Origin of the sequence: Butyrivibrio hungatei DSM 14810 (assembly GCF_900143205.1) — a bacterium.
GTDB classification, from domain to species: Bacteria; Bacillota; Clostridia; order Lachnospirales; family Lachnospiraceae; genus Butyrivibrio; species Butyrivibrio hungatei.
In genome coordinates this window covers 327148-352548 of sequence record NZ_FRDH01000003.1, presented here as the reverse complement: position 1 = coordinate 352548, position 25401 = coordinate 327148, and the positions used below count along the sequence as shown (strand labels likewise).

The window sequence follows — 25401 nt, the reverse complement described above, 5'->3', positions numbered from 1 at the left end:
TTGAATGAATACAACTGCTTTTTATGAGAGGGAAAAATAATGTTCAATAAATCAGATATCACACGTAATCAGTGCCAGCTTTTTGGAGGACAGGCAAGGCAGGGCTACGACTGGTGGTGGCATTCTTTTACAGCACATAATGCTGAAACAGGTGAGGAGAAGCCATTTTTTATTGAGTTCTTTTTGTGTAATCCAAAGCTTGGCGGTGATAAGCCAGTTTTCGGACAACTTCCTGAAAATAAAGAAAAGAAAATAAAGCCATCCTATCTTATGATAAAGGCTGGATGCTGGGGCGAAGGAGCCAAACAGATCCACAACTTCTATGGATGGAATGAGATAGAAGCCAATATGGGTGTGCCTTATTCTATAAAAGCGGGGGATAACTTCATTACAGAAACCAAGACTTGTGGAAAAGTCATGCTTTCAGAAGAGGACGCACAAAAGCATCCTGAATACATGAGCGGTGCTGGTGAGATTTCATGGGATCTTAAGATAAGTAAAAAGACAGCATTTAACGTGGGCTATGGCGCAGGAAAACTCTTTAGGAAGCTACAGGCTTTCGAAATGTTCTGGCACGCAGAGGGCATGAAGACTGAGTATGAAGGCGAGATATTCCTTGATGGACAAAAATACCTGGTAAAGCCAGAGACAAGCTATGGCTATGCTGATAAGAACTGGGGCAAGGATTTTACATCTCCATGGGTTTGGCTTTCATCCTGTAATCTCACTAGTAGAGTTTTGGGAAGACAGCTCCATGATAGCGTCTTTGACATAGGTGGTGGCAGACCAAAGGTTGGACCAATTGCCTTAAACAGAAAGCTCCTTTCGGCATTTTGGTACGAAGGAAAGCCCTATGAGTTTAACTTCTCCAAGTTCTGGACCTTTACCAGAACTAAATTTGAATGTTCTGAAACAGATGTAGCAATTATTTGGCATGTTGAGCAAAAAACATGGACAAATCGCATGGTAACTGATATAACTTGTCAGAAGAAAGACATGCTTCTGGTTAACTATGAAGCACCAAATGGCAAAAAACTCCATAACAGGCTGTGGAACGGTGGGAATGGTAAAGGAACTGTTAAACTGTATCACAGAGGAAAGCTTATCGATGAGATAACTTGTGAGAACGTAGGCTGTGAGTTTGGAGAGTATTGCTAAATAAAAAATGAGAATGAGGACAACATGACAAACACACAGAATTCAAAAAGTATTTGGACAATAACACCTATTATGGTGATCACAGCAATCTTTTGCTGCATTCTCTGGGGAAGCGCTTCTCCAGCAATCAAGATAGCTTACGAAGTATTTAAGATAGATGCTTCTGATACGGCATCAAGACTTATGCTTGCCGGAGCAAGATTCATGCTTGCTGGCGTTATGACAGTTGTATTTGGAAGCTTTATTTCCAAAAAAGCGCTGATTCCACAGAAGAGTTCATGGAAGTATATCGCAATCCTTTCTTTATTCCAGACTATCGGACAGTACTATTTCTTTTTCATGTCACTTGCTAATACATCCGGTGTAAAAGGCTCTATAATAAATGCTTCAGGAAACTTCTTTGCGCCAATGTTTGCAATTTTTCTGTTCAGATTAGAGAAGCCTTCTGTCAAAAAACTGATCGGCTGTGCTCTTGGATTTGCAGGAATAATCATGTTCTTTGGCGGAATGGGAGCTATCACGAGCGGAGCACCTATCACATTTAAGGGCGAGGGAGCAATGCTTTGCGCGGCATTCTTTTACGCAGTATCTGGTTGTTGTATCAAGATCTTTTCAAAATATGAGAACCCTGTAATACTCAGTGGTTATCAGTTTGCACTTGGCGGAGCAGTGTTATTTTTTATAGGATTATTATCTGGTGGAAACCTTGTGTTTTATAGTAGTGGCTGTTACCTTAATCTTATTTATATGGGCTTTATTTCTGCAGGTGCCTACACGCTTTGGGGAGTGCTTCTTAAGTACAATCCAGTTAGCAAGGTTTCAGTTCTTGGATTTGTAAATCCTATCATGGGAGTTGTGTTATCGGCTCTCTTCCTTGGAGAAGGACAGGAGGCATTTTCAGTTCTTAGCCTCATTTCTCTGCTATTAGTATCACTTGGAATTGTAATTGTTAATTATAGAAAGTTGGAAAAATGATATCTACATTTGAAACAAGTAATAGAGAGGAAGCAATCAGGTATAAGTTCACTCTAAAGGAGTGTCTTATTGGTGATGCTGATTTTTACAGGCGCGCCGCCACTATAGTGCTTCCTATGATCATACAGAACACTTTGTCCAATATCGTTGGACTTCTTGATAATGTTATGGTGGGACAGGTGGGAACGCTTCCTATGTCCGCTGTTGCCATTGTTAATCAGATACTTTTTATCTTTTATCTATGTATATGGGGATCGCTGGCTGGTGCTGGAATCTTCAGTACACAGTTTTTTGGTAAAGGAGATATGGATGGAGTCCGCTATTCCATAAGATTCAAGCTTATGACAGCGGCCACTATCTGCACTGGTGCGGTCATTTTCTTGTTCCTTGCAAAAGAAAATCTGATATCCCTTTACATTTCAAAGGAAACTCTGGATGCAGACAGGATAGCCACACTTGGTTATGGTATGTCATACCTTGATATCATGCTCATCGGTCTTATTCCATTTAGCTTGACCCAGGTTTATTCAAGTGCCATGCGTGAATCAGGTAAGACCACACTTCCAATGGCAGCAGGAATGATCGCAATGGTAGTTAACTTTATATTTAACGGACTTCTCATTTTTGGTCTTTTTGGACTTCCTAAAATGGGAGTTTTGGGAGCAGCCATAGCTACTGTTATTTCAAGATTCACAGAGCTCATGATCGTAATGGTAGGAGCACACAAGAAAGACTCTAAATATCCCTTCTTTAAAGGTGTATTTACAACTTTGTATGTTCCTTGGAGCCTTGCAAAGACCATAATGTTTAAGTCGCTTCCGCTTCTTTGCAATGAGTTTTTATGGAGTCTTGCCCAGGCAACACTTCTTCAGCAGTACTCAGTTCGTGGAATTGCAGTTATTGCAGCAATGAACATCAGTGGAACAGTATCACAGATCTTTAATGAGGTCTTTTTATCAATTGGTAACTCATCGGGAATCATAGTAGGACAGGAGCTTGGCGCTGATAAGCTTGTATCAGCCCGCAGAACAGCTTGGAGAATGGCTGCTCTTAGCTGCGCAAGCACACTGGTCATGGGGTCACTTCTTGCAATGTTTGCACCTATCATTCCTCAGATATATAACACTGAGCCAGAGATCAGACAGCTTGCTACCAGATGTATCTGGATCGTTGCTCTATGCATGCCTATCAACTCTTTTGCTAACGTAAGTTATTTTATTATGAGATCAGGTGGCAAGACTGCTGTTACATTTGTATTTGACAGCTGTTTTGCATGGGCAGTTTCTGTTCCAACAGCATTTATCCTTGCAAGATGTACAACGCTTCCTGTTGTTACAGTGTTTATGCTGGTTTCTTTAACTGAGATATTAAAATGCATCATCGGATTCCTATTCATCCGAAGCGGGGTCTGGGTTCGTAACATAGTAAAAACAGCATGATCAGTAAAAGAAGTGGATCTAATATGCACCAGAAATTATCAACATATCTCAAAAACAAATATGGTGAAAAAATATATAGGCTGTCTCTGTCATCGGGCTGTACCTGCCCTAACAGAGATGGCTCTATTCTTATGCCAGACGGAACACCACTTACAGGTGGCTGTACCTTCTGTTCTGAAGGAGGATCCGGAGATTTTGCAGCACAGGTAACTGCAGGCAGCATAGATCAGCAGATACAGGATGCCAAGGAGCTTATTTCCCAAAAAACTGATGCAAGGCATTTTATTGCATATTTTCAGTCCTTTTCCAACACATATGGTGACATCAGCAGGTTAAAAGAGCTATATACCAAGGTTATAAATCGAGAAGACATAGTGATCCTATCTCTTGGTACACGTCCAGACTGTATAGACGATAGTGTATTAGCTATGTTAAAAGAGCTGAACCAGATAAAACCTGTGTGGATAGAGCTTGGTCTTCAGACGATCAATGAGGAAAGTGCCAGGAGATTCCATAGAGGCTATGAACTTAAAGTATTTGAAAAAGCATATAAAGCGCTTAAAGATGCGGGAATAACAGTTGTTGTTCATGTGATCCTGGGGCTTCCTTACGAAACAAAAGAGGACATGCTTAAAACAGTAAAATATCTGGCAGTTCTTGATCCTGCCCTTGACGGCATCAAGCTTCAGAACCTGCAGATCCTAAAAGGAACTGCTATGTATCAGGATTACCTGAACTGGAAGGAGAGGGCACGATCAAAACAAGACACCGTTGTAGCAGGGAAAACTTCCGAAGAGTTTTACTTCATGGACATGGAAGAGTACACAGATCTTATAGCTGAGTGCATAGCTCTTTTACCAGAAACAACTGTTATTCATCGTATGACAGGAGATGGCCCTAGAAAGCTCCTTGTAGAGCCACTTTGGACCCTTGATAAAAAGAGAGTGTTAAATACTCTCACCCGTAAATGTAGAGACCTTCTTGAGTGAATTAGTTCCCCTGTAAATGGTAATAAATATTAAAGATTTTTGCTTTATTTTTAGGGGCAAAAATAGTAAGATTAAGTAGTTATGGACTTGTTTGAATATATGAGAAATAACACAATGGAAAAGGAATCACCGCTTGCCGCAAGGATGCGTCCAAGGACACTTGATGAGGTTGTTGGACAGCAGCACATCATTGCTAAAGACAAGCTTCTTTATCGTGCAATTTCAGCAGACAAGCTAAGTTCCATCATTTTGTATGGACCACCTGGAACAGGTAAGACCACTCTTGCCAAGGTCATAGCAGGAACTACCAAGGCAGAGTTTACTCAGATAAATGCCACTATCGCAGGCAAAAAAGACATGGAAGAGGTTGTTGCTAAAGCTAAGGATAACCTCGGAATGTATGGCAAAAAGACAATTCTTTTCATCGATGAGATACATAGATTCAACAAGGGACAGCAGGACTATCTGTTACCGTTCGTTGAAGATGGTACAGTTATTCTGATCGGAGCCACAACGGAGAATCCGTATTTTGAAGTAAATGGGGCTCTTATTTCCAGGTCAGTAATTTTCGAACTTAAGCCACTGACTGCTGATGACATCAAGACTCTTTTGCACAGAGCGGTCACAGACAAGGAACGTGGTATGGGCGCTTACAACGCAGTCATTGAGGATGATGCATCAGATTTTCTTGCAGACCTTGCTGATGGCGATGCGAGACATGCGCTTAATGCCCTTGAACTTGGCATTTTAACAACAGAACGTAGTGCAGACGGACTTATTCACATCACCAAAGAGGTGGCGGAGGAGTGTATCCAAAAGAAGGTTGCCAGATATGACAAAGATGGTGACAATCACTACGACACAATATCAGCTTTTATCAAGAGTATGAGAGGATCAGACCCTGACGCAGCAGTATACTATCTTGCAAGAATGTTAAACGCCGGAGAAGATCCCAAGTTTATAGTAAGGCGTATGATGGTCTGTGCTTCAGAAGACGTAGGCAATGCTGATCCGCAGGCACTTCAGGTTGCGGTTGCAGCTTCTCTCGCAGTTGAGAGACTTGGAATGCCCGAAGCAAGGATCACTCTTTCGCAGGCTGCAAGCTATATTGCTTCTGCCCCTAAGAGTAACGCCGCAATTGTAGCAATAGATGAGGCTATGGAAATGGTTAGAGAAACAGGAAACCTTCCAATTCCAGCGCATCTTCAGGATGCACATTACAAGTCAGCCAGTAAGCTGGGACATGGAATTGGATATAAATATGCTCACGATTATCCGGACAATTATGTTGAGCAGCAGTATTTGCCTTATGAACTTAATGGCAAAGAGTTCTATAGACCTTCAGGAAACGGATACGAAGTTAAGATCCGTGATCACATGAAGAAGTTAAAAGAAAGAAATAAAGAAAGTTAACTGATAGAACAGGAGTTACATGAAAAAGAGAAGACGCAAAGTGCACACAGGTAGGAAAGCCCGCCAGAACAAAAGAATAGTGATACTGACAGGTATAGTAGCTGCGATAGCGTCTCTTTTTGTAGTAGCGATGATCATTTGGCTCTTTATAGGCTCCAACAACGGAGATGCTGAGCTGGCTGAGGAATCAGTTGATGAAGCGTCTGTAGAGAGCGAGAATATAAGCGAAGTGGTTTATGTTGATGAGAGCATTATCCAGAAGATCACATCGGATGGACAGAGAGTTTCCAAGGCATTATCTGACAGGCCAGCCACAGTCGAGATGACTCCTGAGAACACAGCAGAGTTTGCTAATATCACCAGCTGCGATATCGTTGATTCTACTAACGTTAAGGTCAGCGTTACTTCTGAAGGAATTCCTGCCAGTGATGACAAGTATTATTATCTTTTCGAAATGGCAACCTATGAGGATGGAATAACAGATAAAGAGCCAATCGACAAGATCTACAAGGGCGATGATACATCTTTTACCGTAAGTCTTAATAAGGGCAGCGCAAATTCCAAGCTCTTTTCCAAATTTACAGTAGCAGTTAAAAAGGATGATCAGTACGTAACCATCTCTCATCCGAAATATATTACTAATCCTGGAGCATGTGCAGGCTACAACTACGCTGGCATGAGTCATGATTCTATAAAGGGACTTTTACCATATCCGCTTAGATTAAATGAACTTCAGGATCTTGGCTGTGAATACGCAGCATACAATATTCCTCTGTCACATATTTTGGTGACTTCAGGTGGAATCGAGTATTCTTACGGCGGAGTGACCTATCACTTCAATGCTCAGATAATAAATGATTACGACAATCTCTTTAAGAGACTTAATGCGATGGGAATCGATGTTGCTGCTATTATCCTCAATAACGCCAGCACATCTGCTTTTCCAGAGATCACACATCCAGATGCCAGAAGCGGATCTACTGCTCCTTATTACATGTTCAATGCAACCAATGAGAGCGGTGTCAAGGCTCTTGCAGCTATCGGAAGCTTCCTCGCAAACAGGTACTCAGGCTCAGGCCATGGTAACGTCAGCATGTGGATCATTGCCAATGAGGTAAATGCCCGTAGAGAGTACAACTACATGGCTAAGACAGATGTTGGTACCTATACAACAGCTTTCACAAGAGCCTTCAGAGTCTTTTACAATGCAATTAAGAGCCAGAATGCAGGTGCCAAGGTATATATTCCTATAGATCAGAGATGGACCTACAACACAGAAAAAACTGGCGACTATGATGCCAAGGATGTTATAGATATCTTTTCATCATCTATTTCAGAATACGGCAATATTGACTGGGGACTTGCAGCACATCCATACTCATTTCCAAATGAGAACACAGCATTCTGGAAGGCTTCTAAGTACGTTAATCACACAGAATCAACTCCATGTATCACAATGGAGAACATTGAAGTTTTGACCAATTACATGCAAAAAGAATCTATGCTTGATACAAGTGGTAATGTCAGATCCATAATCCTTAGTGAGATTGGCTATTCTTCCTCATCAGGTGAAGCTGTTCAGGCAGCGGCTTTTGCTTATGCATACACTAAGATGGTCAAAAATGGTCATATTGATGCTCTTATGCTTTCAAGACAGGTTGATGCGCCGGAAGAAGTGGCAGCCCTTGGACTTGCTCTTGGACTTGAGACTGTTGGTGGCAATCACAAGCAGATATATAACGTCTTTAAGTACATAGATACAAACAAAAGAGATGAAGTTGTATCTTTTGCATATGATATAGTCGGGAAAACCTTTTAAGTGACCCATAACATAATTAGGAGGAGCATTATTATGACAAACGCAGAAAAAGCACTTAAGATGCATGAAGAATGGAATGGTAAGCTGGAGATCAGATCCAAAGCAGAAGTAAAGTCAAAAGAAGACCTTGCTATTGCTTACACACCAGGTGTAGCCGAGCCTTGTAAGCTCATAGCTGAGGATAAGAGCCTTGCTTATAAATATACTATCAAATCAAACACTATTGCAGTTGTTTCAGATGGTAGCGCAGTTCTTGGACTTGGAAATATTGGACCATACGCAGCAATGCCTGTTATGGAAGGTAAAGCAGTGCTTTTTAAAGAGTTTGGCGGAGTTAATGCAGTTCCTATCTGTCTTGATACTCAGGATACAGAAGAGATCATCAAGGCAGTTAAATATCTTGCACCTGGTTTTGGTGGCATCAACCTTGAGGATATCTCAGCTCCTAGATGCTTTGAGATTGAAGAGAGGTTAAAAGAGATGCTGGATATCCCAGTATTCCACGATGACCAGCACGGTACAGCTATCGTAGTTCTTGCTGGTGTTATCAATGGACTTAAGGTAGTAGGCAAGGATAAAGAGACATGTAAGGTAGTAGTAAACGGCGCAGGAAGTGCTGGTATTGCTATCACAAAGCTTCTTTTAAGCTATGGATTCAAGAACGTAACAATGTGCGACAAGTCAGGTATCCTTTCAAAGGCTTCAAAAGACCTTAACTGGATGCAGGAAAAGATGATGGATGTTACAAATCCAGATCAGAAGACAGGTACACTTGCAGATGCGCTCAAAGGTGCAGATATCTTCGTAGGAGTTTCAGCTCCTAATATCGTAACAAAAGAGATGGCGCAGCAGATGAACAAAGATGCTATAATGTTTGCTATGGCCAACCCGGTTCCAGAGATCATGCCAGATGTGGCAAGAGAGGCTGGAATCAGAGTTATCGGTACTGGCAGATCAGACTTCCCTAACCAGGTCAACAACGTTCTTGTATTCCCTGGTATCTTTAGAGGAGCTCTTGAAGGCGGTGCCAAGCAGATCACAGAGGAGATGAAGCTTGCAGCAGCTGTTGCTCTTGCAGGACTTGTTCCAGATGATGAGCTAAATGATGAGAACATTCTTCCAGCAGCTTTTGATCCAAGAGTAGCAGATGTGATCTCTGCAGCAGTAAAAGAAAAGATTTAAGTTTAGTTTTAGGAGATAAGTTAAATTGAGTTCAAAGTATCTTACTTTGTATAAGATGATAGTTCTGTACATGCTAAAGCGCTGTGATGCTCCTCTTAGCAAGTCACAGATTTACGATTTTATATTAGAAAACGAGTACACTAACTTCCTTACACTTCAGGAAGTATTTGCGGAAATGGTTACTTCAGGTCTTATCATCGAGAAGTCTATGGTCAGCAGAACATACCTCGAGATGACTTCTGAAGGTGAAGAGACACTTAAGTTCTTTGGCAATAGAATTAACCCGGCAATCAAGACTCAGATAGATGAGTATCTTAAAGAAAACAGCATGAAGCTTAGAGACGAAGGGTCAATCCTTGGTGATTACACCAAGACCGGTGAGAACGAATATACAGCTCAGCTTATTGCCAATGAAAATGGTCAGAGCATCGTAGAGATCAAGCTTGCTGTACCAACAGAAGAGATAGCCCGTAACATTTGCAAGAAGTGGCAGGATTGCAACCAGGAAGTATATCAGTATCTTATGGAGACCTTGATGTCTGACTGATTGACAAGAGGAACTATATGAAACAACATAAGAGAAATATATTATATTTTTGTACGTTGTTAGTTGTAGCACTTGTATTATGTTCACGCTCTTCAAATGAAGATGGAAAGGGCATATTTGGTAATAAAAAAGAGAAAAAAAGTGCCTATGATCACAAGAGTGTGACTTATTCAGAGCTTACTGAGGAAGATCTTGCTACTATTGATCATGTGAACCAAAATAGCGATATGGCCTTTGAGCTAATGGGAGAAATGCAAGATATAGTAGATCCTATGGAAGGCCCTTTCGTTGAATTTGACGATGGAATAGAATGCGAAGGCGCTTATGTTCAGACTGAAGGCAAGGTATTTAGGACATACATCAGATTAAAGTCTGGCAGTTCTGGTCATCATATTTTAGGCATTCATTGTGAAGATAAGTACAAGGATGCTAAGGAATTGCTTGAAAAAGCTGGCTTTATTTGGGAATGTGATGAATATTTTAATAGCTATCTAAATATATCATGCTTTTCAAAAGGAAATGTAATTGTTCATTTGTGGGTTACATCAGAGTCACCATACGAAAAAGATGTCTTGGATGATGATCTGATACAGGAAGTTGATATCTATATCCCTATGTATCATGATGAAACGGACACTCGCATGACAGAGTAATAGGTTGGAAATGAATTGTATGGAAGGCCTCCGCTTATACGGAGGTCTTTTTTGAAATTATAGAGGGAAAGAATATGGCAAATCTAAAAAAGATAATACCTGATGAATTTTCGGATTTATGCTACGGGAAATCAAATGAACCATGGACGAATGAAGATATAGAGAAATGTAAAGCAATCTTATCAGAGTGTGAGCTTGATGCAACATATGCTGGTGGCTATAAGTATACTGCTCTTCATGAGACGAATCTTCCATTAGAAATTGTAGAGTGGTTGGTGGAACGAGGTGCGGATGTCAATGCTCCAAATACTTATGGAACACCACTTTGCAAACATGCTAGAATGGGAAACTATGAGATATGTAAGTTTTTGATCGGACATGGTGCTGATGTGCAGGCTACAGATTATGAAGGGGAGACACCGTTATTTGATGCTGCAGATTCTGGAAAGATTGATATTGTAAAACTTCTTCTGGATAATGGAGCTGATCCAAAACACCATACCCTTCCTGTGTATGATAATTTAACTCCGCTTCTTTACATGATAAGGAGATTAGAACCTGGAGAGAAAAATAAGTCGGAGATTGCTAAGATCTTGATCGATGCATGTGGTGGAAAAGAAGGAATTCCTACAGAAGAATGGGAAAAAGCCAGAGAATATATCCGTAAGATAGGGGATAGGCATGAACTTGCTAAGGCTAACTATCCTGATTATTCCTTTGAGGCTAGCGATGCGGAAATGGATAAATTCTATGAGATATTTGATGTTGTGCCTGCAAAACCTATTATCAAGCACGATGGCGTATCTCCGATAACTGTAGATATGTCGCTTCCTGTTGAGGAAATTCATGATGCACTCTGGGATTATCTTGTTCCTGGATCAGGAAAATGCAAAAACGTTCAGGGAGAAGTGATCAGAGTTACCGGAAGAGTAGCCGACGAAACACTTAGAAATGGTGGTATAAACTGGGATAGTTCATATAGCAAAATGGTAAAGGCACTTGAAAAATATTTATCCATGGGAACACCTTTGGAAGAAGCAGATATTGAGAAGGTAAGAAATGCCGCGCTTGAAATAGATAATAGTAAAGGCTGTTGTGACAAAGAGCCAGTTGAGTTACTGGAAGAAATGGCTGTTAAATGGGTAAGCCTTAACAGTAATCCAATTAAGCTTGGGAGGGCTTCATACAAAAGATGATCATGCATGTATCTAGAGAGAGCGTAAGTAATGGAGATGACTATGATAGAGTGGCATCACTAGAATATAAGGAAGACGAGATGTTATCTTCTTTTTTGAAAAGTAAAGTTGCCGAATATTTGCCCTACACAAATGGATTAACAGTATGGGCTATTTACATGGATTCAGATGAAAGTCAGGAAGTATCTGAACGCGAGAATCCAGAAAAGAAAGTTGCTTTCATACGCATGAATGGAAATCGATGCGTTAAAGTTGAGATTAAAGGCGGAGACAGAGCAGTTAGTAGCTTTGGAACTGATAAGATGTATTGTGCAGTGTATAGGTAATCAAATGAAGATAAGAGATGGAAATATTATCCCAAATGTTGGAATAGGGCAATTTCTATTGGGTATGACTAATAAAGAACTAGAGGAATATATTAGTGAATATACCATTGAGCATCGAGCTAACGATATAAAGGTGTATCATATAGAAAACGCTATGTTTTTCTTTGATAAAACTGATACTTTGACACAGGTAGGAGTGTCAGCTGGTTTCGAAGGAAAATTTAATGATGCTATTGGGATAGGAAATACAATAAATGAATTAAATAAGCTAGGATTTGAATGTTATGAGGATAAGTATGATTATCTTATTTCTAGCGTAGATGGCATAGCATTTGAGCTTGGCGATACTGATTCCGATTATGACTGGAATGAAAAAGAAGCTCCAATAGAGTGGATATTTGTTTATCAAAAACGAGGATGAAGCAATCCTCGCTTTTTTTTACCTAAAAGTCTATAGCTACCGAAAATCGGCTAAATATTTTATGGAATGCAAGTATGAAAAGAAACAAGACAGAGGAGCATCTTTAGCCTATATTGTAGAATATCAAGCTTTTAGGCTAAAAAGATTTCTTCGCCACAAATATTTTTTAAGTTTATATTTAGCCGAAAACTACAAGGATTAACCATTTCGGCTAAGGTACTCACGAAAACAGGGGCATCAAAAATTGAAAAGTTTAGCCTAAACAAGAAAAAATTCCAATAATCGGCTAAAAGGCGGCCATAAAACGGATAAAAGCCGGGACCCAAAAGTCGGCCAAGAACGCGCCCATAAGCACATAAAGAATTGCACTATCTTGTAATAATTGATAAATTGCAAAAAAGGTGGACTTCCGCATAACACTTGGACCAAGCCTCATTTAGAACTTGATCAATAATTGCTCAAATATTGATAAAATATGGGCTTATATCTTGCAAAAGAATATGTTACAATTTGTTTCATTGCGATGTAATATTTTCTTAATCGGGGGAGAAAATATTCTTTTGACAAGGAGAGAGTGAGGAATGGAAGAAAGAAAAAAGTTAGCAAAGGATATTAAGGGGCAGTTCAGAAAGAAAACTCTGATTTTGATGTCAGTAGAGCTTGTATTCGTGCTCATGTACATCATAGGACTTAAAGCACAGATTTTCCCATTTATGTCAATTGGAGTAATCGGATTTTTCCTGTATTTTGTGCTTAGCACACCAAGACAGAACATGTACTATTACGCATCAGACCTTATGGTATGCAGAGCACTTGTAGGAAAAGAGATTTCTGCTGATCCTGTTGCTGAGGGATTAGAGAGATTAAAGAAGTATGGTTCAAAGGGGATGAGATCAAAGAGCCGTACATGTGGACTTATTCTCTATAAGATGGCTAGCGGTGCTATGGCTGCTGCTTCAATCTTAGAGATGATCCCAGTTGTTAAGAATTTTACATTTATTTACAAGAATATTGTTAATAAGGCTTACGAGAACGCAGCTAAGCTTATCGTAACTTACCAGATCGGTTGCTATGAAGAAGAGGATAAGGACATGCTTTATGACCTTATTACATACTTCGTGCAGGATAGTAAGAGATTCCTTTTAAGAACTGTTAAGTCTGAGATTAAGAGCAAAGTTCTTTTTGATATCGGATTTACAGTAGTATGTATTTCAGGAATCATTTTAGCAATCACTAAGAACCTTTTATTTGCAGCAATCATCATTGGACTCTTTGTTCTTTATATGGTATTTATAATTGCACTTGGTGGTGATGATGATCTTGAAACTCTCTGCGAGTACATTAACTATGTACAGAACAATGAGCTTGATACTCAGCTTCGAGCAAACATTGTATCAATGAGTGAGACAGGTGACAGAGTTCTTAATATCAGAGATGCATTTAGCAATCCTACAGATTATGCACTTAGAAAAGCAGCAAAGAGCGCATCTGAACTTATCGATAGTGCCAGCGAAAATAGCTAATACAGTAGCCATTAATTAAAAATCCCGGTTAGAAAACTGTAATATGTACAGCCTTCTAACCGGGTACTTTTTTTATTCAGTTTTTTCAGATTGTTTAACTCATAAGCTCCATCTGGATCTTGTTGCCAAAGCCCATAGCTGCTGAAGATCTCTCAGATAGATCCATCTGCTGTTTGGTTTGCTCTTGAGCATGTTTCTGAGCTTCCATCTTCATTTTCTCGAGACGTTCCTTCTGCCCTTCTGTATCAAGTAGAGTAGACTGAGCTTCATCTTCAATCTTAGGAGCTACAGCTACCTGTTGCTTCTGAGTTTGCTGTACCGGATATGCCTGCTGCATTCCGCCACCAATTCCATTAATACTCATAACCAGCCCTCCTTTGCAAAGCAATCATGAGGTTTATGTTTTTTGTATTATAGACACATTTGCATGATTATTGCTATTAAAATAGTATTAAATGACGATAAACAATTCGTGCGTATGTTATAAAACAGAAAAAGTCAGAAAGCAGGTAGTTACTAAATTGAGGTAAAACAAAAACAGCAATCATGCAAAGCGCATGATTGCTGTTTTTGTTAAGAGCTGCTGACGGGAATCGAACCCGTGACCTCCGCACTACCAATGCGACGCACTACCGACTGTGCTACAACAGCATCTGACTTAAATTAGTCACGAATGATATTATAGCAAGGGCATCCGGCAGTGTCAATCAAATTACTGTTAATCTGATTTTGAAGAGTTTCTTCTCTCAAGACCAGAAGACTTATAGAATTGAAGCTTGTCATTATACATTTCTTTGTCCGCTATTTTTGAAAGTTCATCTATAGATTCGTCTGGGTAGGCAGATGAGACTGCGTATCCGATGGCTACACTTATACCGTCAATATATTTTCCCTTCCATTTCTTTAGACTTAGTCTTAGTGCGCTAAGTCTGTTTTTTAATTCGGCAGGAGATGCAATCAGTAGCACAGCAAATTCGTCTCCACCCATTCTGCTGATCACAGCAGTAGAAGATGATGAGAAGGCGTTCCTTAGACACTCGGCTGTTCCAAGCAAAAGTTCATCTCCAGCTTCATGACCATAGGTATCGTTATAATACTTTAGCCTGTTTACATCTATCGCTATAAAAGTAAGATTGGCAGGAAGTTTGTTTTTTTCATAATCGTCGATGATTTTGTAAAAATGTCTTCTGTTTGAGAGCTTAGTAAGCTCATCGGTAAAGGCAAATATCTTGGCTTGAGCAAATTCTTTTTCTTCTTTGACATTTAGACCTATTCTTCTATATATGAGGCCTACCTGAACCATGATATAGATCATAAGACCAACTATTATCAGCAGAATATAGTTATAATTAACGTTGTCAATATATTGAATAAGAGCAATTCCCACAATTACCATAAATATGCCATTTGCAAGAGCGATTCCGGTTCTTGAACAGAATTTCTTTTCCTTCCTAATGCTGGCGTATGAGTAATAGCCTACTAATATCATTACAATCGCATCGATTGCATGGGCAATATAAACAAGATTTCCCCAGTCTATGACTCCTTTTACAGCCAGCAGGCAAGAGACAGCAATAGAGAGAGCCAGGATACCGTCTATAGCATTATCAATCTTACCAACACGGTAAAAAAGTGCCCTGGTTAGTTCAAAGAAAAGAAGCGGCATCAACAGGAATGAGATTATATTTAATACTGAAAATCCAGTCATGTAGCCAAATATAATAAATGGAAGTCTGGTTTCATTTATGATCCATTGGGCGGAAATAATAGAAAAACATCCTGCATAAAACAAGGCTTCAAACGTAAGTTTCCTGATAAGGCTGGCTCTTTTGACTATGAAGTAAGCAGAGATAAAGAGCTCTATAATTCCGGTAACAGTAAACAAAACAAACAAAACAACAGAAGGAACGTTTTTCTTTAGCTGACTGATCCCATATGCAGATCTGGTAGTAATGAAAGCTTCAGTTAATTCAGAACCATAGATAGAAGATTGCATCTTAATCCTGACAGACACCTCTTTATTTGTATAATCATTGCGGAGGGGAATCCAGATTTCTTTTTTACCAACATTCGTAGATATTCCAAAGAGTGTTGTCGGCCTTGATTCAACGATTTCTTCACCATTTATTATTGCAGTAAAGTCTTCATAATAACACCTTATTATCAGTAGCTGGTCACCATATACAAGAGGCAGGGTGTTGCTTATAGTAAATTCATTGTTATTGCTATATGGGAATGTGATGATCTTTCCATCAACCTTCCAGTAATCATTGAAGATCATGGAATTTTCGCGAAAATAGTCATTGGTTTCGTTGGTATAGCAAAAGCCTAGACCAATAAACAAAAGAAGCAATAGTGTATATGCAAATGCTATAAGACGTCTAACGAAATTAAAATCCATAAACATCACCTCACAACAATTATAGCATGGCGTCTATTGACGAAATTATAATAAAAATATTAAGAAAGAAGCCTGATAATTTATAAATGACAAAAAATGGGCATAAAAGTGCAATAAACGTGCTTGAAGAATAAAAATTGGAATAATAGAATCGAGATATAGCTAAAAACGACATCACGGCTATAGGGGTGAAAACTATTATGAAAAAGAATAATGAGAAGTGGAAGTATCCAAGGACCAGGATCCAGTGGCTTTGGGACAACATGAAGGGCTACAGGGCGCTGTATGTCCTTGCTATGTTTGGCACGGTTGTTTATAACATCTTACAGCTTACTGTGCCTTTTTTTTCTGGGCAGATTGTTAACAGATTCCTTTCAGGAGATGGGGCAAAAGAAAATCTGGCTAACCACCCAGATGAATTTATTAGACTCCTTTGTTTGATGGTAGGTCTGACGATCCTTAGATGTATCATCGTCTATTTTGATTGCATGGGATATGAGTATGTATCACAGGCAGTTCTTTTCAAAGTTAGAAATTTCCTATATGACAAGATTCAGAGACAGGATATGAAGTTTTACAGCACTTATAGGACAGGTGACCTTATGACTAGAGTTACTGGTGACCTTGATGCTGTAAGACATATGGTTGCTTGGGTTATCAGAATGGTGATAGAGGCCATTTCTTTGGTGTCTGCAACAGCAATCTATTTTATGATCATGGATTGGAAGCTTGCAGTGAGCCTTTTGATAGTTGCTCCTCTTATCTTCTTTATCATCTATGTGTTCAAGCTACTTGTAGCTCCTATGCACGCTCTTCTTCGTGAGAAGCTTGCATATATGAACACAGTAGCCCAGGAAAACATCGCTGGTAATAGAGTAGTTAAAGCATTTGCGAGAGAAGACTATGAGATAGAAAAATTCGATGAATGCAACAAAGACTACAGAGATACTAATAAAAAGACAGCTTTTACCTGGCTTAAATTCTATCCTTACGTTGAAACACTTGCTAACTGTCTGTCAGTTATCCTCATTCTTGTGGGAGGTCTTTTCCTCATAGAAGATAAGATCTCACTTGGAGAATATGTGGCGTTCTCAGGTCTTATCTGGGCTATCGCAAACCCTATGAGACAGCTTGGTAACGTAATGAATGAATTCCAGAGATTCTCTGCAGCATCTGCCAAAGTTATGGAAATATATTACTCTGAGCCTGAGATCGTAGATGCTAAGGATGCAATAGACAAGCCCGACAGATTTGAAGGAAATATCGAGTTTAAGGATGTATCGTTCCAGTACGCAGACAGTGACCTTCCCGTTCTTGAGCATATCTCCTTTACTGCCAAGAAGGGGCAGACTATCGCTATCATGGGGGAGACTGGATGTGGTAAGACTTCACTTATCCACCTGATTCCTAGATTCTACGAGCCAACAAGCGGCGAAATACTCATAGATGGAGTTAACGTTAATAAGCTAAAACTACATCAACTCAGAAAGAATATAGGTCTTGCAACTCAGGACGTACTTCTTTATTCAGATACTATCGACGGCAACATCGCCTATGGTGACAGTGAGATCAGCAGGGAAGAGGTAGTGAGGTTTGCCAAGTACTCTGCAGCATCTGACTTTATCGCCAAGATGCCTGAGGGATATGAAACCATTGTCGGAGAAAGAGGTGTTGGCCTTTCTGGTGGACAGAAGCAGAGAATATCTCTTGCAAGAGCCCTTGCGGTCAGACCTTCAATCCTGATCCTTGATGATACAACATCAGCTGTGGATCTTGAAACGGAAAAAGAGATTCAGGACAGCCTAAGACACCTTGATTTCGAGTGTACTAAGATAATCATTGCGCAGCGTATCTCAACAACAAAGGATGCTGATCAGATCCTTATCATGCAGCACGGCGAGATCACAGAAAGTGGAACACATGAGGAACTGATCAAAAAAGGCGGCTACTACGCAGAACTTGTTAAGCTTCAGGTAGGTTGATAGAAAGGACACTAAAATGCCACGTAGGAATACATATAAAGAAGATGAAATACTAGAAGAGCCTTTTGACATAAAACATTTACTTAGGGCTTCTGCTTATATTAAGAAACATGCAGGAAAGATGGGAGCAGCTCTTTTCTTTTCTGCTCTTGGTGGTGCGGCAGCTCTTGTGAGCCCTATGATCGTTCAGAGAGCGCTTGATATCGCAGTTCCAAATCAGGATAAAGATATGCTGTTTAGGTTGGTAATTGCAGCGACAGTCTTTTATATCATCAGCGTCATCATGACAACTATTCGCTCACGCATCATGGTAAATGTCAGCCAGGATATCATTTATCAGATAAGAGGAGATCTCTTTGAACATCTCCAGAAACTGCCATTTCAGTACTACGATGATAGACCTCACGGCAAGATTCTGGTAAGGGTAGTCAACTATGTTAACTCTGTATCAGATATGCTTAGTAACGGTCTTATAAATGTAATCCTTGAGATCATTAACCTTGTATTTATCATCGTGTTCATGTTTGCAGTAGATGTAAAGCTCAGTCTTGTGGTTTTGGCTGGAGTTCCGGTTCTTATGGTGTTCATGTTCTGGATCAAGAACAAGCAGAGAAAGGCCTGGCAGGCGGTTTCAAACAAGAACTCTAACCTCAATGCCTACCTTCAGGAGAACATTGTTGGAGCAAGAATTACTCAGATCTTTGCAAGAGAAGATGAAAATGCTGATATCTTCAAGACTCTTTCAAGTAATTGCAAAAAGACCTGGATGAAGGCTGTAAGCTACAGTACCATGGTATGGCCTGGTATCGACACTATATCAGTCCTTGTAAGAGCGGCAATCTTCATGTTTGCACTCCTTGTGTTCTCACGGGGGAATGAATCTCTTGGCGTTATAGTAGCTATATCAAGCTATGCTTCAAGATTCTGGCAGCCTATCATGAACCTTGGAAATATCTTTAACAACTTCATCAATAACATGGCTTATCTAGAGAGAATCTTTGAGACCATGGATGAGCCTGTAACTATTGATGATGCTCCTGATGCCAAGCCAATTGGTAAGCTTGTTGGAGAGGTAACCTTTGAGAACGTATCTTTTTCCTATGAGAAGGGAAAAGAGGTACTTCATGACGTATCCTTTAGTGTAAAGCCTGGTGAGAGCGTAGCTCTTGTTGGACCAACAGGAGCAGGAAAGAGTACCATTGTAAGTCTTATCTCAAGATTTTATGATGTGCAGAGTGGAAGAATCCTTATAGATGGTCAGGACATCTCCAAGGTTACACTTAATTCCCTTAGATCTCAGATGGGAATAATGCTGCAGGATAGCTTCATTTTTTCAGGAACTATTGGAGACAATATCAGATATGGTAAGCTTGATGCCACAGAGGCAGAGGTCAGAAGAGCCAGCAAGGCTGTATGTGCCGATGATTTCATCAAGTATATGCCAAAGAGATATAACACAGAGGTTAAGGAAAGAGGAGCACTTCTTTCTCAGGGACAAAAGCAGCTTATATCCTTTGCAAGAACTCTTTTATCAGATCCTGCGATCCTGGTCCTTGATGAAGCTACATCAAGTATCGATGTTCAGACTGAAAAAGCCCTCCAGAAAGGCCTTGATGCTATGCTTGAAGGCAGAACAAGCTTTATCATAGCTCACAGGCTTTCGACTATCACAAAGTGTGACAAGATCATGTACATTGATAAGGGCGGTATTACTGAATGTGGAAGTCATGAAGAACTCATGGCTAAAAAGGGAGATTATTATCACCTTTACACTGCTCAGATCGATGGTATGGAAGTGGGCTGAGATTATACTATTAGATACAGAAAGCATGTCGCAAGTGGCATGCTTTTTTAGTTGAATGATATTCCGTTAAAAATGAGTTATAATAGAGATAGAATATTTTTAATGGGGTAGGAATGTAACGCCAGGCAACTATAGGAGACTATATCGGAGGTGCTACAGTGTTGGAACTAAAGTACGTATACACTTGTTTAGAACTTTGGGGAAGTATCTTTGCTGTGATATCAGCAATATATCTTTTTATAGGCAGAACTGTGATCAAGGAGCAGTATAGAGCTCTTGCAGAGCTAGAACTTACTGTTGGTGTAATGTTGTTTTTTGATTCCGCCGCCTGGTTTTTTAGAGGTAATCCAGGATCGCTTGCCTATGCTATCTTAAATTTTTCCAATTACATGTCATTTGTATGTAATGCTATTTTGCCAGTCTTTTTGACGTCTTACGTTATATTGTCCATTCAGCCTGAAAAAAGAAGTATAAGAGTTATGTTCTACATGGGAGGCCTTGGCTCTGTAGCGGAACTTTACCTAGCAATAGCTCAGATGTATGGCTTTGTTTATACCATCAATCCAGAAACTAACCTATATCAGCGCGGACCTGGATTTATTATCTGGACGATCATTGTTCTAGTTGAATCAATAGGCGTTGGGGCTTATGTTTGGGTCAAAAGAAATCAGATCAATAAAAAGAGATGTAATGCAATATTTATGTTCATAACGCTTCCAATCCTGGCATCGATCATACAGCTCTTTATCTATGGTTTTTCACTTTCAAATATTGCCATAATAATCGTATCTCTTATCATGTTTGGTCAGGCTCTTGAAGATAACACCAAGACAATGATGGAACAGAGGGGATACATTGAAAAACAAAACCAGGAACTTGAGGACATGAGAATGAGGATTGCTATTTCTCAGATCAAACCTCTCTTTTTGTACAATACCTTAAGCGCTATCAGCATTCTTTGTGACAAAGACATAAATAAGGCAAAGGAGATATTAGAAAGTTTGGCTGATTACCTTAAAGAAAATGTCAGCTCCATTGAAACAGAAGATCCAATTCCTTTTACTGAGGAATTGCAGCATACAAGAGATTACCTTGTAATTGAAGAGGCTAGGTTCCCTGACAGATTTAAGGTTGAGTATGATATTAAGGCTACAGACTTTGATATTCCAGCGCTCACCATACAGCCAATTGTAGAAAATGCAGTTAATCATGGTGTATGTGCCAAAGGAACGGATGAGCTTGGAAATATCAGGATCAGTACTGAAGAGGGTTATGGATACATCAGGATCAAGATCTATGATGATGGTGTTGGTTTTGATGTTAATGAGTATGAAAAAGAAATTGTGAACGATAATAAACGAATTGGAATCAGAAATGTCAGGAACAGACTTAAGATTGTCGAGAATGCGGAGATGAGAATATCGTCTACGCCTGGGGTAGGTACTACAGTTGAGATCATTATTCCTAAGAAAACAAATCGCTAGTTTGACAAGTTTTTACTGTTATTGTAAAATCTCATTCATGCGTAAGATTAAAAGAAAAAATTTTATCGCTTTATTGGCCTTTGCAGGAATGTTTGCTGCAGTTGTTTGCGCAGGAGTAACAGCAGATCAGAAGGTAATTGCTTCAGAGAATATCTCAGAAGTAACTGAAACTGTATCTAATGAACAGGTACTCGTAGATAACAATTTAGACCTTGAGGTTGCTAACGCAGGAAAGGAAGTAGAAACAGCACCTTATTCAATTACAGATTACGAGACACCCGTTACTATGTATGCCAGCGATACAGTAAATGTTAGAGCAGGCGCAGGTACAGAATACGACAAGATCGGCAAGATTAGCTGGGGAAGCGCAGTACAGGTCATTGGAGCAACAGACAACGGATGGTATGAAATTTCTTATAATGAAAACCTTGGATTTGTTATGGGAGACTACTTAACAGAGGGAGTGCCAAGTGTTCCTTATCTTTTTGTAGGAGATTCCAGAACAGTTCAGCTCAAGATGGCTGTAGGTTCTACAGACAAGGCTTATGTAGCCAAGGTTGGAGAGGGATATAACTGGTTCAAGAATACAGCTCTTTCTGAGATTTCAGAGACAGCTGGAAGTGGAACAGTGATGGTCATTAATTTTGGTGTTAATGATCTAGGCAATGCTTCCAAGTATATCAAGCTTGTTAATAGCAATATTGATGCCTGGACAGAAGCCGGAATTACAGTTTACTATGCTGCAGTTACACCTGTTGGTGCTTCAGCAAGAGTAACAAATGATCAGATTGAAAGTTTTAACACTAGACTCAAGAATGAGCTTGATCCTAGAATTCAGTGGATCGACGGATACACATTCTTGCAGCAAAACGGATTTAATGCGTCAGATGGACTTCACTATGATAAGACTACTTACAAGAATCTTTATTCATATTATATGTCTGTCATGACAACTGAAGCTTAATATTTGGTAATATAGCCCATGTACAGAATCATCTGACATGGGCTATTATTATGCATGGAGTATTTGTATGTTTTTGGGCGGGCTACAAATACAACTTTTGGAGGAATCTAATGAATAATGTCATTATTGGTCAGTCGGGAGGACCAACAGCGGCAATTAATGCTTCAGTAGCAGGAGCTTATGTCAAAGCTAAAGAGCTTGGTGCAAACAAGGTCTTTGGTATGATTCATGGTATTGAGGGACTTTTACAAGGAGAGTTTATTGATCTGGATAAGTATTTAAGTGATCCCACCAATGTGGAACTGCTTAAGAGAACTCCAGCTTCAGTTCTTGGTACCTGCAGATACAAGCTTCCAGAAGCTTCAGTAGATAATTCAGTATACGAACAGATCTTTGAGATATTAGACAAAAATAATATCGATTCTTTTTTCTATATTGGTGGCAACGATTCAATGGACACCATTATGAAACTATCAGATTATTCTTCCAGTCATGGATATGACAAGCAATTTATAGGCATTCCCAAAACAATTGATAACGACCTTCCTATCACGGACCATTGCCCTGGATTTGGCTCATCTGCTAAGTATATAGCAACAAGTGTAAAAGAGCTTATAAGAGACAATCAGGCTTCTGATCCAAGAAATCCAGCAATAGTGATCGTTGAGATAATGGGTAGAAATGCAGGCTGGCTTGCTGCAGCAGCTTCTCTTTGTACTTCAGATGACTGCTCAGGACCTGATGCCATTTATTTGCCCGAAATCCCGTTTGACATGGACGATTTTATGAATTATGCAAAAGAACTTTCTAAGGGCCATAAACCGGCTTTAATCGTTATTTCAGAGGGAATTAAGCTTGCAGATGGAAGATATGTATGTGAGCTAAATGGAAATGTAGAGACAGATACATTTGGACATAAGCAGATGAGTGCTGCATCAAGAGTTTTAGCAGATAAGCTTACAAATGAGCTGGGACTTCGTACCAGAACAGTTGAACTTAGTACTTTGCAGAGATCGGCAGCCCATACTTCTTCACTTACTGATGTAAGAGAGGCTTATCAGTGCGGCGTTCAGGCTGTAATAGCTGCAAATGAAAAGAAGACCGGAAAGATGGTCATCATGAAAAGAATGATGGAAAATACTGCAGATTATCCATATATCTGCGTTTATGATACGTATGATATCCACGCTATTGCTAATTTTGAAAAGAAAGTTCCAGTTGAGTGGATAACAGACAATAAAAGAGGCCTCACACAGAGCTTTGAGCACTATGCAAGACCCCTTATATGTGGTGAAGTGATGCCTATCATGTCTGGAGGACTACCAAGGCATCTCATAATACCTGAGGCATTATAAGGCGTTTTCCTCCTGAGGGAGTTCAACTTTAAAGTATTTAACGTTAGCAGTAAGCTCTTCTGCAATCTTCTGAAGGTCTACGGCCTGCTGAACAACAGATTCCATGTTGCTGTCAAGCTGCATGAGAGAAGCGCTTGTCTGCTGCGTTGATGCTGCATTTTCTTCCGAAATACTTGAAAGAGATTCAACAGAATTAAGGATATTGTCCTTATCAGTGTTCATAGTCTCTACAAGTTCTACGATCTGCTTATTTCCAGTTTCTGTCTCTTTTAAAAGAGCAAGCATCTGATCGAAGGATTCGCTCATCTCTTCAAGAGCAAATGTCTGGTTGGAGATAGCAGTCTTGATATTCTCAGTAAGTTCCTTGTTAGTATTTGAATAATCTGTGATAGTTGAAAGCATGTTAGTGATCTCACCAGCAAGTGAGTTTGTGTTACCTGCCAGGTTCTTGATGTTATCAGCAACTACTGCAAAACCTCTTCCTGCTTCGCCAGCTCTCGCAGCCTCGATAGAAGCATTGAGGGCAAGGAGGTTGGTCTGGTTTGCAATTGAGATGATAGACTCGGCAGCAGATGAGATCTGAGCTACTACGTTTGCTGTCTCATTTACTGAATCAGCAACCTGAGTTGCCATTTCGTCATTGGTCTGATCCTGGAGCTTTATCTGTTCAAGCTGCTCTTTAACTTTTTCTGATTCAGTGTAGACCATAGAACCACGCTGAAGGTTGGCATTTGCGGAATCACGAACGTTATCAACAGCTGTTCCCATGTTGACAGTAACGCTTGATGTGCTCTGAACGTCTTCAGCCATTGATGTTGCGCCAGTAGCAAGGTCGTTGACAACAGAAGTGATATCAGCTGTTGTAGTCTGTGAATTAGAGATGCTGTTCTTGGCAAGCTCAGCCTTTGAATTAACTGAATCTGCATGATTTATTACTTTAACAAGGGCATTTCTAAGGTCGTGTCTCATGGATTCAAGTTTTGTGCATATTTCGTTAAAGTCCGTTACCATGCTTCCCGCTTTGATCTTGGTTACAAAGTCGCCTGTTGCGATCCTGTCTACGGATTCATTGATGGCCTTTAGACTCTTTACGATGTTGAAGATCATAATGATAGTAATTACAAGGAGTAATACTGATACTAATGCAAACATGACCATTCCTATAGCAATGCTGGTTGAAACAGACTTTTGATTGGCTGTCTTTTCCTGAATAGCCCAAGCTTCCACAATCTGACCCATTTCATCGAGACAGTTTCTTGCTTCTTCAAAGTCAAGAGAAAAAGCCTTTGAATTGCCTGAGTTTGTAGAAAAGTCGTAATCTGATTGCCATTTTGCAAATATTGTTTGGAAATCTGAATAAAGAGAAGAGAAAGTGTTACCTGATTCTGACTTCATCTCGTTGTAGAGATAGTTGTTCTTGGATGCAAGTTCAGCGGCAGCCGTTACACCATCTAGAGTCTGCTGAGAGTTTGTGGTGTAAGTTTCAAGATACTCTTTGAGAAGTGTCTCGTCAGCATAAGGTTTATAGGCAATATACTCTGTACCCCCAAGCATAGCCTGATAAAAGTCTCTGTCGGCTTTCACAAGTTCATTACTGATCTTGTACAACATGTTGAAGTAGAGCTCCTCATCATTTTTTTCTAGAGCCTTTAAATGATAGCTACTGTAGAACATGCCACCAATTAAGGCGAGGATGAGTGGAATAGTCACTACCAGAAGAATGACTGACATACGAGCGTTGAATTTAGAGCCTGACTTTCTGTTCATTAT

General features: G+C 39.8%; 21 protein-coding genes and 1 tRNA gene. 18 read left to right on the top strand and 4 right to left on the bottom strand.

What is annotated here, in order from left to right; genetic code table 11:
* The first annotated feature begins 39 nt into the window (after positions 1–39).
* The 13 genes from BUA02_RS01585 (at position 40) to BUA02_RS01520 (ending at position 13641) form a co-directional block, all read left to right on the top strand.
* Positions 40–1158, top strand: coding sequence for a tocopherol cyclase family protein (locus BUA02_RS01585; protein WP_072700446.1), 1119 nt, complete (start codon positions 40–42; stop codon positions 1156–1158).
* Positions 1159–1182: 24 nt separating this feature from the next.
* Positions 1183–2133 carry a DMT family transporter gene (locus tag BUA02_RS01580; RefSeq protein WP_071176654.1) on the top strand — a complete coding sequence of 317 codons (951 nt, stop codon included), beginning with the start codon at positions 1183–1185 and terminating at the stop codon, positions 2131–2133.
* On the top strand, positions 2130–3572 hold the full coding sequence (locus tag BUA02_RS01575) for an MATE family efflux transporter (protein WP_072700444.1): 1443 nt from the start codon (positions 2130–2132) through the stop codon (positions 3570–3572). Before BUA02_RS01580 ends, BUA02_RS01575 begins: the two co-directional genes overlap by 4 nt.
* A 23-nt stretch (positions 3573–3595) precedes the next feature.
* Complete coding sequence (gene mnmL, locus BUA02_RS01570; RefSeq protein ID WP_072701189.1) at positions 3596–4561, top strand: tRNA modification radical SAM protein MnmL/YtqA; 966 nt, start codon at positions 3596–3598, stop codon at positions 4559–4561.
* A gap of 81 nt (positions 4562–4642) precedes the next feature.
* Positions 4643–5974, top strand: coding sequence for a replication-associated recombination protein A (locus tag BUA02_RS01565; protein WP_071176652.1), 1332 nt, complete (start codon positions 4643–4645; stop codon positions 5972–5974).
* 19 nt (positions 5975–5993) lie between these two features.
* Positions 5994–7793 carry a DUF5722 domain-containing protein gene (locus BUA02_RS01560; protein ID WP_072700442.1) on the top strand — a complete coding sequence of 600 codons (1800 nt, stop codon included), beginning with the start codon at positions 5994–5996 and terminating at the stop codon, positions 7791–7793.
* Positions 7794–7826: 33 nt separating this feature from the next.
* Positions 7827–8975 (top strand): NAD(P)-dependent malic enzyme, encoded by a 1149-nt coding sequence (locus tag BUA02_RS01555; protein ID WP_072700440.1) that lies wholly within the window; start codon positions 7827–7829, stop codon positions 8973–8975.
* A 25-nt stretch (positions 8976–9000) separates the two neighbouring features.
* Positions 9001–9522: a DUF4364 family protein gene (locus tag BUA02_RS01550; RefSeq protein WP_071176649.1), complete on the top strand. Its 522-nt coding sequence runs from the start codon at positions 9001–9003 to the stop codon at positions 9520–9522.
* Between the two features lie 17 nt (positions 9523–9539).
* Positions 9540–10175: a hypothetical protein gene (locus BUA02_RS01545; protein WP_072700438.1), complete on the top strand. Its 636-nt coding sequence runs from the start codon at positions 9540–9542 to the stop codon at positions 10173–10175.
* A gap of 74 nt (positions 10176–10249) precedes the next feature.
* Positions 10250–11371 carry an ankyrin repeat domain-containing protein gene (locus BUA02_RS01540; RefSeq protein WP_083572600.1) on the top strand — a complete coding sequence of 374 codons (1122 nt, stop codon included), beginning with the start codon at positions 10250–10252 and terminating at the stop codon, positions 11369–11371.
* Complete coding sequence (locus tag BUA02_RS01535) at positions 11368–11697, top strand: hypothetical protein (protein WP_072700436.1); 330 nt, start codon at positions 11368–11370, stop codon at positions 11695–11697. The genes BUA02_RS01540 and BUA02_RS01535 overlap by 4 nt, the downstream gene beginning before the upstream one ends.
* Positions 11698–11701: 4 nt before the next feature.
* The gene (locus BUA02_RS01530) at positions 11702–12118 is read left to right on the top strand and encodes a hypothetical protein (RefSeq protein WP_072700434.1); all 417 of its coding nucleotides are present in this window, start codon (positions 11702–11704) and stop codon (positions 12116–12118) included.
* Positions 12119–12699: 581 nt separating this feature from the next.
* Positions 12700–13641 (top strand): hypothetical protein, encoded by a 942-nt coding sequence (locus BUA02_RS01520; protein WP_072700430.1) that lies wholly within the window; start codon positions 12700–12702, stop codon positions 13639–13641.
* Positions 13642–13735: 94 nt separating this feature from the next.
* Here BUA02_RS01520 and BUA02_RS01515 read toward each other — a convergent pair whose 3' ends face one another.
* From BUA02_RS01515 to BUA02_RS01505, 3 genes are all read right to left on the bottom strand, one after another.
* A complete protein-coding gene (locus BUA02_RS01515; protein WP_072700428.1) occupies positions 13736–14005 on the bottom strand; it encodes a hypothetical protein in 270 nt (89 codons plus the stop codon).
* Between the two features lie 214 nt (positions 14006–14219).
* Positions 14220–14292: transfer RNA gene (locus BUA02_RS01510), tRNA-Thr, on the bottom strand.
* A 67-nt stretch (positions 14293–14359) separates the two neighbouring features.
* On the bottom strand, positions 14360–16042 hold the full coding sequence (locus BUA02_RS01505) for a GGDEF domain-containing protein (protein ID WP_072700426.1): 1683 nt from the start codon (positions 16040–16042) through the stop codon (positions 14360–14362).
* 200 nt (positions 16043–16242) lie between these two features.
* Here BUA02_RS01505 and BUA02_RS01500 point away from each other — a divergent pair, with 200 nt between their 5' ends.
* The 5 genes from BUA02_RS01500 (at position 16243) to BUA02_RS01480 (ending at position 23631) form a co-directional block, all read left to right on the top strand.
* Positions 16243–18024 (top strand): ABC transporter ATP-binding protein, encoded by a 1782-nt coding sequence (locus BUA02_RS01500; protein ID WP_072700424.1) that lies wholly within the window; start codon positions 16243–16245, stop codon positions 18022–18024.
* A 16-nt stretch (positions 18025–18040) separates the two neighbouring features.
* A complete protein-coding gene (locus tag BUA02_RS01495; RefSeq protein WP_072700422.1) occupies positions 18041–19828 on the top strand; it encodes an ABC transporter ATP-binding protein in 1788 nt (595 codons plus the stop codon).
* Between the two features lie 158 nt (positions 19829–19986).
* Complete coding sequence (locus BUA02_RS01490) at positions 19987–21312, top strand: sensor histidine kinase (RefSeq protein WP_072700420.1); 1326 nt, start codon at positions 19987–19989, stop codon at positions 21310–21312.
* Positions 21313–21349: 37 nt separating this feature from the next.
* The gene (locus BUA02_RS01485) at positions 21350–22276 is read left to right on the top strand and encodes an SGNH/GDSL hydrolase family protein (protein WP_083385912.1); all 927 of its coding nucleotides are present in this window, start codon (positions 21350–21352) and stop codon (positions 22274–22276) included.
* A gap of 110 nt (positions 22277–22386) precedes the next feature.
* Complete coding sequence (locus BUA02_RS01480) at positions 22387–23631, top strand: 6-phosphofructokinase (protein ID WP_072700418.1); 1245 nt, start codon at positions 22387–22389, stop codon at positions 23629–23631.
* On the opposite strand, the gene BUA02_RS01475 is transcribed toward BUA02_RS01480, so the two are convergent.
* Positions 23626–25398, bottom strand: a complete 1773-nt coding sequence (locus tag BUA02_RS01475) for a methyl-accepting chemotaxis protein (RefSeq protein WP_072700416.1) — start codon at positions 25396–25398, stop codon at positions 23626–23628. The genes BUA02_RS01480 and BUA02_RS01475 overlap by 6 nt on opposite strands.
* Positions 25399–25401: the final 3 nt, after the last annotated feature.